The organism is Pragia fontium, assembly GCF_900638655.1.
GTDB lineage: Bacteria > Pseudomonadota > Gammaproteobacteria > Enterobacterales > Enterobacteriaceae > Pragia > Pragia fontium.
Genome location: NZ_LR134531.1, coordinates 1,582,488 through 1,595,746, shown reverse-complemented (window position 1 = coordinate 1,595,746; position 13,259 = coordinate 1,582,488). Strand labels below are relative to the sequence as shown.

Genomic DNA, 13,259 nt, shown 5'->3' with positions numbered 1-13,259 from the left:
CACCCCCTACTCAAAATAGCGAATCTCTCTTTTCCACGCGAGAATGCCGCTGCTTTTATCAATTCTATCTATTCGGTGAACCTGATGCGTGTAATGCTGGCGCCAATGGAAGGCGTATTGGATGCTTATATTCGTGAACGACTACTCATCTACGATCTCTGCGTAACGGAGTTTGTACGTGTGCTGTATACCCTCCTATTACCGAAGGCCTTCTATCGCCTCTGTCCTGAGCTACATAATGGAGGACGCACCAAATCAAGTACACCGGTTCGCGTGCAATTACTGGGTAACTCACCGCAGTGGATGGTAGAAAACGCCGCCAGAACGGTTGAGATGGGTTCCCATGGTATCGTTCTCAACGGCGGTTGCCCGACTAAGCAGTGACTGGGGTATTAAAAGAAGGAATACCAACAAGCTTCAGAGCTATTGACTGTTATTCGAGCAAGTAATAATGCTAAATATCTGGCTTGGCAAATTCAGGCATTTACAGCCGAGGTTAGCTTAGTTAAAACAGCTTAAGACAAAAAAGAAAGCACCCCATTACCCTTCAGTATCATTAAATACACGAAAACCGAAGAGATTCACACCTCTTCGGTTCATAATAGGCAAATTGCGTTATTAATTAAAAATTAATGCGGAAGCCCAGATTACCTTCAATCGGCGTTTCAACCTGACTGCCTTTACGGTAATCCATCTCCATATATAGTGAGGTTTGAGCGGTAATTTGAGCACTCAGACCCACACCATATTTGCCAATATCACCTGAAAAATCGTTATTGAAGTCATTGCGTTGGTTAATTCGCACTTTATTCGAACGAATAAACTCACGTTCAATCGCCGCTCGCACATAAGGGCTCAGCTTGGCACCATTGTTTAGGTCAAACGCTTTACCAACGGTGACACCCGCTTCCCCTTTCGCAGAACGACTTTGATCAATATCGGCCTTCATACCATTATTCAAGGTGATACTTTTGCTTTCAGCGCTAAAGTAGCTGGCACGCAAGTAAGGCTCAATAAACATTCCCCAACCAGCCTGGTAGTTATAACCCGTTTCAATCGCCGCCCCGATAGCGTTCTGATGATACTCGCTCTTGGCGGTATTACCGCTGGTCATCCGGGCATTAAGAGAATGATTAAAACGGTTGGCTTTTATGACACCATCAAGGTAATAACCAAGGTTATCCAAATAAGTGGCATAAACACCCAGACTATAGCTATCTATATCACTGTTACCACCGCGCGCATTTTTCAATTTATTATTACTGTAGGCAGTGAAACCACCGAGTACTAACTTTCCGGCAGCTAAACTTATGGCCTTATCTACACCAATCTCAAGGCCATCCTGCTGTAACTTATAGGCCGCACCGGATGAAGTTTCAACACGAGTGTTATTGGTTAAATAACGCCCCCATGTCCCATAATCATGACCAACACCAGTCTTTAAATCTCCCTTTCTCTGACGTAGCGTTTGTAATTCGCCATCAAAAATAAACTGGCTGGCTGACGCCATGTTGAGTACCGCATCAGTTGACGGCGTAGTTTTTTTAGACACGATTGGCGGGGTCAGCGGAGTTGTTATTTCTGGTTCTGGTTCTGGTTCTTGATCGGCTTGCCAGTCAGCCCCTAAATACCACACGTTACCGGCTAAACCATCTTTGCCACTTTGTTGTTTAAGGCTATACATATATGTACCACCATCAACAGCAGCAATATTCTCCCCGGAAATAGAGGCTAAAGAAAAATCAGCGCCGCTACTTTTATCATTAATGATATTCAGCGTCAGATTTTCAGCGGAAGTTATCTCTTCACCTGAATCGGTAATCATTACCTTATGGCTTCCACTGGCATTATCAACAAACAACGTATTTCCCTTGCCCTGATTAAGCGTGGTATTAAAGTTAAACACGCCGGAGCCAGAGAGCGATCCCAAATGCAGATTAACGTAGTTATCAGCACCACCGTTCTCAAAGCTCACCGTACCACCGATCATATTCAGCTCATTCACCGTAGCAAAAGCATCATTTTCATCACTATAATTGACCACCAAGGCACTATTTTCGCCGTTGAGCACCACCTTATCCGCCACGGCACCATCGCGACCGGCAGTATCCATATAAAGGATCGCTGCGTCATTAACCTGTGTGGTTCCACTCAGCAACCCCCTAACATTCACTCGGGAGTATGCATGGTCATTTAATGAGGTGTCCTTTGCCTCTCCATATTCAGATATCAGTTGACTGGCTGAACCATAAAAGCGCGCGCCACTCGATAATCCCTGTTCTTCAACCTGCTGAGCTGAATTATCGTTAAACTCGGCATCAATACTATGGCCATTTAACAAAACAGTTTGATGGCTGCTATCAAAGAAAACCGAGTTTTGTGATACCGCCAGAGTATCCCAATTTTTATCCTCACGCTTTATACCCCGAATCCTCTCACCTGAAGTGTCATAATAGCGGCTATTTGTCACTAACGGCGCAGACCAAAAAACTGAACCATCATCATTCCACTGAACCCAGGTACTTCCCTCCTTCGCAAACTGGGTAGATACAATAACCTCTGATTTTCCTTTGGCTACCGTTTGATCTGCCGTCGTTGTTACCCACATTAAACTATCATTTAATGTGGTATTTTCTGCCCGGCCATCATAACGCGTCGAAGTCGCATCATCCGCAGTCATTCCGCTAACAATCAACCGACTGTTATTCATTTCAGTATATTTAACGGTGCCAGAAACTATCTCAGCGTAAAAGTGAGCTAATGGATCATACCTCTCATATCCATCACCGTTCAGGACAAAATGATTATCTTCACTACCAATGGAAACACCATCACCAGGTGAAATGGTATAGAACTCTCCCGCTGCAAACTTATCCTGTTCGCAAATTTGCGTAATGCTATCATCACCACAAGGGGCAGCATAAGCGGACACGGATAGAGATGCCGTGAAAATAGATGAAATAACCAAGCTTAAATACGTTTTACGTAAACCATATTCCATAATGACAGTTCCTTGTTTCCTTGTCGTTCGCCGTACATGTTTATAAAAAACCAAATTTCGGCCTAAACTAAATTTATTTAAATTTAGAATGAAAAAGTTATAGAGCATATTTTTGCCATGAAAAACAAAAGCATAATGCACTTTAAATTTAATCAATTGAAATGTTAAGTCTAAAAATCAATATAGCAATCAGAACCTATTACAATAACAAAATTACAGACCTGATTTTTATATCCTAACATATAAAATAATCATCAAAAACAAAAAAATTAATAAAAATAACAAAGACAAATACGTACTTTATTTATTTAAATAAATACTTAAAATAAAAAAATAAACTCAACCATATGATTTTAAATGAAAAATACAAAATCATATATTTTAAATGCGTGAGTTAAAACAAAAGTAATAACGATAAAAAAACAACATTGAAAAAAAACAAAAATAATATGCATAAAATTTAATTAAAAATGAAAAAAACAAAATAACAAAAAAAACAAATAAAAAACAAAACTAAAATAAAAAACAAAAAAACATATAAAAAACAGGGCACTCCAATAAAAAATCAAAACCAAGAAAACAAAACACCCACAAAAATAACACCTTAATACATGAATTCTATTTATTTTATATAAAATAGAACCAGTTACCCACACTTACCCATCAAATCAATCTTGCCAACTATCTCAAGATGGCAGATCTCTCTTTTCCATGCGAGAATGCCGCCGCTTTTGAACAATTTTATCTACTCGGTGAACCTGATGCGTGTAATGTTGGCGCCAATGGAAGGCGTATTGGATGCTTATGTTCGTGAATTACTCACGGAAATTAACGACTACGATCTCTGCGTAACGGAGTTTGTACGCGTGGTGCATACCCTGCTATCAACGAAGGCCTTCTATCGCCTCTGCCCTGAGCTACATAACGGTGGACGTACCAAGTCCGGTACACCGGTTCGCGTGCAATTACTGGGTAACTCACCGCAGTGGATGGCAGAAAACGCCGCCAGAGCGGTTGAGATGGGTTCACATGGTATCGATCTCAACTGCGGTTGAGCAAACTTTACTGAATGTATACAGATAAGAGACTCTATACAGTTCCTAAGATGGTGTACATTGCTTTATCATGCGAAAATAGCTCGGTATTTCTATTAATTCTATCTACTCGGTGATCCCATGCGTGTAATGCTTGCTCCAATGGAAGGTGTATTGGATGCCTTTGTTCGTGAACTTCTCACAGAAGTTAATGATTACGATCTTTGCGTCACTGAGTTCGTCCGTGTGGTTAATACCCTACTTCCACAAAAATCTTTCTACCGTCTTTGCCCTGAACTGCATAATGGTGGAAGAACTAAATCTGGCACGCCAATTCGAGTTCAACTATTAGGCAACTCTCCTGAGTGGATGGCTGAAAATGCCTTTAGAGCAACTGAAATGGGTTCACATGGAATTGATGTGAATTGTGGTTGTCCGGCTAAAAGAGTTACAGGCGGTGATGGTGGTGCCAGCTTATTACGTAGTCCAGAAACTATTTATCAGGTAACTAAAGCTATCCGTAATGCAGTTTCATCCGAACAAAACGTATCGGTTAAAATCCGTTTAGGTTGGGACTCAATCGACCATCGCTTTGAAATTGCCGATGCTGTTCAGCAAGGCGGAGCTAGTGAAATTACCATTCATGGCCGAACCAAAGAAGATGGCTATAAAGCAGATAAAATTAACTGGCAGGCCATTGGTGAAATACGCCAGCGGTTATCTATTCCAGTGATTGCTAATGGTGAGATCTGGAACTATGAAGATGGTCAACGCTGTTTAGATATTACTGGCTGTGATGGGATAATGATTGGTCGAGGCGCGTTGAATGTACCGAATCTTGGGGCAGTAGTTAAGCATCAGCAGGATAAAATGCCTTGGGAACGCGTGCTGGCACTACTTCAAATATACGTGCAGACCGAAAATCCGTATGATACTGGGTATTACAATATAGCTAGAACTAAACAATGGTTAGGATACTTGAAAAAAGAATATAGCGAAGCTCATGAGCTATTTTCCATCGTTAGATCGACTAATGACAGGAAAAGTCTCCATAAATTAATAAATAAAAGTTTTATAAACTATAAATAGAATTAACTCTATCAATTCAGCCCAATTCACTTACATTGATTAGGCTGAATTTTGATACCCATTAACTAATAAGGCGGTTTATTAATGGTTCAGGGTATTGAGCTTGTTGGGCTTTAACTTGTCTTGACCAACTTTCTGACAGGGCACATGATACATTTTCCTCAGAAAGATTATTAAATCTAGTTGCATATTCTAAAGCAATGTCTTCGTTATGTTCTCTAGCGGTTTCATAAAGACAAGCACTAAATAATCGTTGAAGCATAATAATACCAGTATGTCCTCGACACAATCTAGAGCAATCAATAGGATTAGATTTTATCATTATAGGTAAAAATTTATTTAATGAAGATATAAAACTTCTATTTATATCATTATCATAAATAATTTTTTCATCCAAGCTTACTGTATTTTCCTTTAAAATAAAATTATTCCATTTTATGATGCCCATCGGATAACTCGCAGACTTACACTCCATAGCTGACAATGATATTGCAGCAATAATTAAAAATGCAGAAGGTAATATCTGCTCAAACTTACTTATTGCTTCAGATTTGTATTCAGAAAAAGATAGATATGAATATGCATCGGATAATATATCAATTTCAAAAAAATAATTTTCTAATGAATGTCCTAAAGTCCAAAATAATTGATTTCTTTGAAAATGCGTTTTCAAATTATCATCAATCTTATCCGTTATGTTAAACTCACGAAATTCCCTATCACACAAGAAGTAAGTGCTTTTTATTTCATGACATAGTGCGTGTATATCTTCAATTTTCTGACGATTACATTTTTTATTTTTATCAGAGTTTCCACGAATATCTTGAGCTGTATCTATTTGTGTTTTTCTTGACATTTTAAAATGTGAAAGCAAATTTTTTAAGTGTATTCGGTCGCTTCTACCCTCAACTAAAACTCTCTGTTTAGAACTCATTTGAAGCATGGTTATATAACTATTCACATCATATGATAAATTATTCAAAATTATTCTTCCTCTTCAAATTCACTACTAACTTTGCCATTAAGTGATGAAACGAATTGAGGAGAAATAGGTATCATTTTATCTTCATATCCAGTTGCAATTGACGGTGAATGGGTACAAATAATGATTTGGCGACCACTAAGCTGTGATAGCATATTTTCTAAAAGTTCCTCTTGCCAATCTATATGTAGTGATATTTCAGGTTCATCGATTAGCACTATAGCATCTTTACTCATTCTCGAAGCAGCATAAAGCATTGTAAGCAATTGCCGCTCACCTGAAGACATCACCTTAATACTGCTCCAAGTATTATCAGGAAATTTTAACCCCACCTTTGGATTTCTTTTCTCAATGTCGAACTCATAAGCTATTTCTTTTTCATCTAGAAATGAGTTTACAGAATTAAAATAACTATCTATTTCCGAATAAGCCCGTTCTTGATACTCTAACCTTTCTTTTAATGCATCCCGATATACCGCCAAAGCGCCCGACACTGATGTTTCTATTCCATTGTTAATGTTATTATTAATTAATGTTCTAATCTCAGAATAAATTTTAGAATACTCTTCATAATAATTTATTTTCACAGTATTTTCTTGTGATATTGTCAACTTCTCAATATCTTGAAGTATCGTATCAGGTACTATTTCTTCTTTAGAATTACCTCTAATTAACGCAGAGAACACCTTAACAAAAGAGTCAGAAAATATTCTACTTTCAAAACGAGCAATTCCCATCTGTGCTCGTCTAATTTCCTCCTTCACACCGTCCTCTATATCAACGGGAGCTGGATAATTTATATCTGGCATGAACTGACCGAATAATTCTCTTGCAAATGAATTAAATCTCTTACTAGATACTCCGTTTTTATAATATCGCCTTTCATAAGATGATTCTGGATAAGCTCCCCAAGCCTCTAACATCGTTCTGAATGCAGGGAAGTATGATGAATTTGTCATTTTTAATTCATGTTTTTTAGAAAATTCACTTATTCTTCTTAGTAAAAAAGGTGGTGGTTCATTAATATGATATTTTTCGTCTTTTACTTCTTTAACAGCAGAATATGCATCCGCCACACTGAAAGTAAAAAACTCTTCGCTTCCTAATGTTATCGTTATATGCCTTCCCTTTTCATCCTTTGACTGACTTATAATTATCTTTTTTCCGTTATTATAATAAATCTCAATTTTTTCAAAGTTGAGAAATGCAAACCTCACAAAATCGCAATTCACGACATTAGCAATTACATGAATTAATGTCGATTTCCCTGCTCCATTTCTTCCATGCAGTATATTGAGCGTTTCATTAAATTCTATTGACAAATTATATCTATTATGAATTTTTTCTAAAATTATTTTCTTCAAAAAAATATCACTCATAAAAATCTCCTTTGCTAACACAGAATTTATATAAATTCATAAAGTACTAAAAATTATCTTTAGACCATCTAAAAACAGATTAACTCAAAAACAACATCATATCTATCTATGTCACTGTTTCCAAATCAACATTTATTAATAGTTGATGATCGATCGTTAGAAACGATCGGTAATCTTCTATTGATAGGTTTAATCGTTAAAATCGATCTTAATTCATTTATTGATAGTTATAACGGATCAAAATGGTATATGATCTTTTCCTAAATCATGGCATCTATCCATAACGATCAATGAGTAAGTGCCAATTAGTCAAAAATCGTACCAACACAACCTAGAGGATTTACCATGTTAAAAAAATGTTTAATTCTGCTTTCGTTAGTCTACTGTTCATTTAGTTACGCTATGCAATTTCCGGCCACTATGAAGAATGCACAGAAACCACCTTCTGAAGCTACGATTAATTAAAAATTAAACCGGAAGCCCAGATTTCCTTCAATCGGCGTTTCAACCTGACTGCCTTTACGGTAATCCATCTCCATATATAGTGAGGTTTGAGCGGTAATTTGAGCACTCAGACCCACACCATATTTGCCAATATCACCTGAAAAATCGTTATTGAAATCATAGCGTTGGTTTATTCGTACTTTGTTCGAACGGATAAACTCATGTTCAATCGCCGCTCGCACATAAGGGCTAAGCTTGGTGCCATTGTTTAAGTCAAATGCTTTGCCAACGGTGATACCCACTTCCCCTTTCGCTGAATGATTTTGATCAATATCAGCCTTCATACCATTATTCAAGGTGATACTTTTGCTTTCAGCACTAAAGTAGCTGGCTCGCAAGTAAGGTTCAATAGACATCCCCAAACCGGCCTGATAGTTATAACCCGTTTCAATCGCCGCCCCGATAGCGTTCTGATGATAATCGCTCTTGACGGTATTACCGCTGGTCATCCGGGCATTGAGAGAATGATTAAAGCGGTTGGCTTTTATGACACCGTCAAGATAATAACCAAGGTTATCCAAATAAGTGGCATAAATACCCAGGCTATAGCTATCTATCTCACTGTTACCGCCGCGCGCATGTTTCAACTTATTGTTACTGTAGGCGGTTAATCCGCCAATCAGCACTTTTCCTGAGTCTAAGCTTATTGCCTTATCTACACCAATCTCAACGCCATTCTGCTGTAGCTTATAGGCCGCACCCGATGAAGTTTCAACCCGAGTGTTATTGGTTAAATAACGCCCCCATGTCCCATAATCATGACCAACACCAGTCTTTAAATCTCCCTTTCTCTGACGTAGAGTTTGTAATTCACCATCAAAAATAAACTGGCTGGCTGAGGCTAAACTGAGCACTGCATCGGTTGATGGTGTGGTTTTTTTAGAGCCGTTTGGCGGGGTTAGCGGAGACATTATTTCTGGTTCTATTTCTTGAGCGGGTTGCCAGTCGGCTCCTAAATACCACACGCTACCGGCTAAACCATCTTTGCCACTTTGCTGTTTAAGGCTATACATGTATGTACCACCGTCAACACCGGCAATATTCTCACCGGAAATAGAGGCTAAAGAAAAATCAGCGCCGCTACTTTTATCATTAATGATATTCAGCGTCAGATTCTCGGCGGAAGTTATCTCTTCCCCCGAATCGGTAATCATCACTTTATGGCTTCCGCTGGCATTATCAACAAACAACGTATTTCCCTTGCCCTGATTAATCGTGGTATTGAAGCTAAATACGCCGGAGCCAGAAAGCGAGCCTAAATGCAGATTAACGTAGTTATCAGCACCACCGTTCTCAAAACTTACCGTACCACCGATCATATTCAGGTCATTCACCGTAGCAAAAGCATCATTTTCATCACTATAATTGACCACCAAGGCGCTATTTTCGCCGTTGAGTACCACCTTGTCCGCCACGGCACCATCGCGACCGGCGGTATCCATATAAAGGGTCGCAGCATCATTTAGCTGCGTGGTTCCACTCAGCAAGCCCCCCATCCCTACTCGGGAGGAAGCATGGTCATTTAATGAAGTATCTTTCGCCTCACCGCCTGCGGATATTAACTGCATTGCAGAACCATAAAAGCGCGCTCCGCTAGATACTCCTTCGACCTTCACCCATTGATTCGAGCTATCGTTAAACTCGGCATCAATACTGTGGCCACTTGACTCAATAACTTGCTCGCTGTGATCAAAAAAAACCGAATTTTGTGTTGTCGCTTGAGTATCCCAATTTTTTGACTCATCCCTTATACCCCAAAGCATCTCACCTGAAGTGTCATAATAACGGCTATTCGTTACTAACGGCGCATACGAAATTAAACCATCATTATCGACACTAACAAAAGCCTCCCCTCTGTTGCTAAACTGAGTAGATACGACAATCTTTGATTTTCCTTTGGCTACCGTTTGATCTGCCGTCGTTGTTACCCACATTAAACTATCATTTAATGTGGTATTTTCTGCCCGGCCATAATAACTCGTTGAATTACCGCTAAAACTGGTCAAGCTAACATTCAGCCGGCTATTATTCATTTCAGTATATTTAACGGTACCTGAAGTTATCTGCGCGCGAAAATGAGCCTGTGGATTATAAAGTTCATAACCATCACCGTTCAGAATAAAATGATGATCTTCACTACCGATGGAAACACCATCTCCGGGGCTAATACTATAGAACTCATCTGGTCCAAATTTATCTTGCTCGCAAACGTTTTTAACACTATATCCACCACAAGGGGCGGCATAAGCGGACACGGATAGAGATGCAGTGAAAATAGATGAAATAACCAAGCTTAAATACGTTTTACGTAAACCATATTCCATAACGATAGTTCCTTCTTTCCTTGTTATTTACCGTGCACTTTTATAAAAAATACTAAATCGTGGCCTAAACTAAACTTATTTAAATTTAGAATGCCAAAAAATCACATGAGTATTTATATTATATACAACAGATATACATGAGTTATTTAGTTAATGAATCAGAATAATAAATCTGTAATTGAAATTACAAATAAAAACAAATTAAATTAATAAACTGGCATAAGCCAACCATTTAAATCATACCACGAAGAATAACCACCTAAAATAGAGAGCCCAATCTCAGCCACAGCTTATCTCTCAATAAAAATCATGCTATAAAATGAAAGAAAAACAAACAACCAATTGATTTAAAATAGAAATATAAAAAACCGAATGAAATAGTTAAAAAAATAAAAAGTAATAAAAAAGAATAAAAAAATTGAAAAACAAAAACAAAAGAGCTTCATTTTAAATTAATATAAAAAACAAAATAAGCAAAAAACAGCAAAACTAAAACTCACACATGATAAGGATTGCAGATTGTTATATTGAATTTATATGGTTTTTTTATATAAAGTATAACCATTCGCACATTCTTACCCCATTAAGTCAATATTGCCGATTATATTCAGAGTGACGAATATATCTTTTCTATGCAAGATACCGATGCTTTTTATCAATTCTATCTGTCCAGTGAATCTGAAGCGTGTAATGTTGAAACGAATAGTAGATTAATTACCCCTAAATACTAAACCATCCTTATCCCACTCAATCGATCGATACTAACGATCGATAATCCATTATCAATAGATTTAATCGTTAAAACCGATTACAATTAACTTATTGATAGTCAAAACAGATCAATTTAATATATTATCGTTTTCACAAACGATGGAGTCTATCCAGAACGATCAATAAGTAAGCATCAATTAATAGAAAAGATCGTATCAATTTAGCCAATGATTTGAGGGAACGAACAAGAACATGTACCAACAGGATATTAGAAAAATTGCCATCGTTCGCCGAAATGGATTTGGAGATTTTATCTGCGCAGTTCCACTCATCATGCATCTGGAGAAAACCTATCCAGATGCTGTGATTACGTTATTCGTTGATGAACGTAATCACAGCATCGTCCCCTACTTTTTTACTCATCTTAAAACGGTCGTTATCCCTGCCGGAAACAAATATCTTTCGTTACTAAGAGCTGGTTTAACATACCGTGCTGAAAAATTTGATCTGGTGATTTCGGTGAAATCATCACCCATGAAGTTAAATAACCTATTTCTGGCTGTTCTTGGCGGTAAACATAATCTGGCGATTGTTGATGAGAAAAGCTGGCATTCAAAATTTATCAATCATCCACGAAACGCAGATTTGTATAAAATAGGCCATCAGGCACTACAATGTCTGCGAATTTTTGATCCGGCGATCCAACATATTTCTTCTGATCTTTACCCCAAAATTAGTCTCAATAGACTGACTCCGCTCTCTGTATCATTACCTTCCCCCTATCTGTTAGTTTCAGTATCCAATAACCGAATCAGCAGTACACTCTCATCAACATCATTAGCAAGTATCGCCAATGATATTTATAAAAAACATGATATTAGCTTGATCATTTCCTGCCATAAGAAAGATAAAAAGCAAGCAAAGGAACTACAACATGCCCTCAATATGCCATCACAGATATTTATTACCCCTGATTTAAACAGCTTCTTATCAGTACTCAATCTGGCCGATATCGTTCTGGTTGGTGATGGCGGGATATGTCACTTTGCTGCTTGCATGAACAAGAATCTGGTAGCTCTGTACGCGGGAACATCATTAGAGAAATGGGGGCCGCTATCGGAACAGGCAATCTGTCTCTTTGATACCAACAATGTTAATAACATTCCTGAAATTGAAATTAAAAAGGCCGTTGAAACCTTTCTTATCTCATCCCCTTCAAACAAGGCTGTTTTACCTTAAAGAAGCTCACAAACATTCATCTCAACAGCAAATCAACATAGTTATTGCGTCCATCCGTCCACAGTTCACCTTGGCGGATTTCTACAGCCTTAGTAAACATCGGGCCATCAAGGCAAAAAGTATGATATTCACCATATTCCGCACAGCGATCGATCCCTTCCGGCAAATTATCCAATAGTTGCGTATCAATTATTTGTCCCAGATAGTCTGAACTCAGTCGAGTGCCATCAACGGCAACAATAGTGGTTTTATAGCCCAAATCCAGAAACTCGTCCGTCACCTGTTGCGTCGTTGCCCCCCATAACGGATAAACTCCCTGCACACCGTGGCGTTGGTTGAGGTTATCCCGATAGGCTTTAACATCCTCCAGATGAATATCGCCGTACATCACATGATTAATTCCCTGCTGAACAAGCTCCTGATAAAACTGCCCAACCTTATCATCGTAATCCGCATAGGCATGACCGCGTTTATCTTCCAGCGTTAATATATGCAGCTCAAGCCCCAAGGCATCAGCCTGAGCCTGTAAAACGTTCTGGCGGATATGGTGGGCGGTTGATCGACCGGTATTCGCATCAAACATTGTCATTAAACCAATCGGCTGATATTCAGCAAACCTTGCATCATGGCGCAGACGATGCAGCGCCAGAGTGGCATCTTTACCACCGGAAGTGGCGACCATTACCGGCTGTTTTTGCGGTTGAAGACGGACGTTTTTCACCTGAAACTCACCTGATTATTATGCTAAGTAAATCCATGTAGTGGGATCTTAATGATTAACTGAATAAAAAATCATATCAAAAAATGGCTTAATTCCTTAGCTAGAACTATAACTATCTATAAATCAGCAGAAAAATACAATTACTTACAAATAATCACCCCATATTAAGCTGAATAAGTCGTTGTTTTACTGTTCGTAGAGTTAAAGCATAAATTATAATTTCACTGGTCGAACATTCTGTTCATTCATTAATAATTTATTGAAGTCATCATCAT

Annotated in this window: 7 protein-coding genes and 2 pseudogenes; 4 read left to right on the top strand and 5 right to left on the bottom strand. The window is 38.3% G+C overall.

From position 1 onward, the window contains the following. Positions 1-84: 84 nt before the first annotated feature. A pseudogene (locus EL341_RS06970) lies at positions 85-378 on the top strand (tRNA-dihydrouridine synthase); the annotation flags it as partial. A 244-nt stretch (positions 379-622) separates the two neighbouring features. Here the strand turns inward: EL341_RS06970 and EL341_RS06965 are convergent. Continuing rightward, positions 623-3,001, bottom strand: coding sequence for an autotransporter outer membrane beta-barrel domain-containing protein (locus EL341_RS06965; RefSeq protein ID WP_126467431.1), 2,379 nt, complete (start codon positions 2,999-3,001; stop codon positions 623-625). A 761-nt stretch (positions 3,002-3,762) separates the two neighbouring features. On the opposite strand from EL341_RS06965, the pseudogene EL341_RS06960 reads away from it, so the two are divergent. After that, positions 3,763-4,053: pseudogene (locus EL341_RS06960) on the top strand (tRNA-dihydrouridine synthase); the annotation flags it as partial. A 123-nt stretch (positions 4,054-4,176) separates the two neighbouring features. Next, entirely contained in the window at positions 4,177-5,124 is a 948-nt protein-coding gene (gene dusC, locus EL341_RS06955) for a tRNA dihydrouridine(16) synthase DusC (RefSeq protein ID WP_126467427.1), read from the top strand. Between the two features lie 61 nt (positions 5,125-5,185). Here dusC and EL341_RS06950 read toward each other — a convergent pair whose 3' ends face one another. The 3 genes from EL341_RS06950 to EL341_RS06940 all read right to left on the bottom strand — a co-directional run bounded on the left by EL341_RS06950 (position 5,186) and on the right by EL341_RS06940 (position 10,313). Next, the gene (locus tag EL341_RS06950) at positions 5,186-6,106 is read right to left on the bottom strand and encodes a DUF4435 domain-containing protein (RefSeq protein WP_126467425.1); all 921 of its coding nucleotides are present in this window, start codon (positions 6,104-6,106) and stop codon (positions 5,186-5,188) included. Between the two features lie 2 nt (positions 6,107-6,108). Further along, positions 6,109-7,485: an AAA family ATPase gene (locus tag EL341_RS06945; RefSeq protein WP_126467423.1), complete on the bottom strand. Its 1,377-nt coding sequence runs from the start codon at positions 7,483-7,485 to the stop codon at positions 6,109-6,111. A 461-nt stretch (positions 7,486-7,946) separates the two neighbouring features. Beyond that, positions 7,947-10,313, bottom strand: a complete 2,367-nt coding sequence (locus tag EL341_RS06940; protein WP_114986506.1) for an autotransporter outer membrane beta-barrel domain-containing protein — start codon at positions 10,311-10,313, stop codon at positions 7,947-7,949. Positions 10,314-11,276: 963 nt separating this feature from the next. Between EL341_RS06940 and EL341_RS06935 the strand changes: the two genes are divergently transcribed. Then, the gene (locus tag EL341_RS06935) at positions 11,277-12,263 is read left to right on the top strand and encodes a glycosyltransferase family 9 protein (protein WP_074821144.1); all 987 of its coding nucleotides are present in this window, start codon (positions 11,277-11,279) and stop codon (positions 12,261-12,263) included. Between the two features lie 16 nt (positions 12,264-12,279). Here EL341_RS06935 and EL341_RS06930 read toward each other — a convergent pair whose 3' ends face one another. After that, positions 12,280-12,984, bottom strand: a complete 705-nt coding sequence (locus EL341_RS06930) for a Dph6-related ATP pyrophosphatase (protein ID WP_074821141.1) — start codon at positions 12,982-12,984, stop codon at positions 12,280-12,282. Positions 12,985-13,259 lie beyond the last annotated feature (275 nt).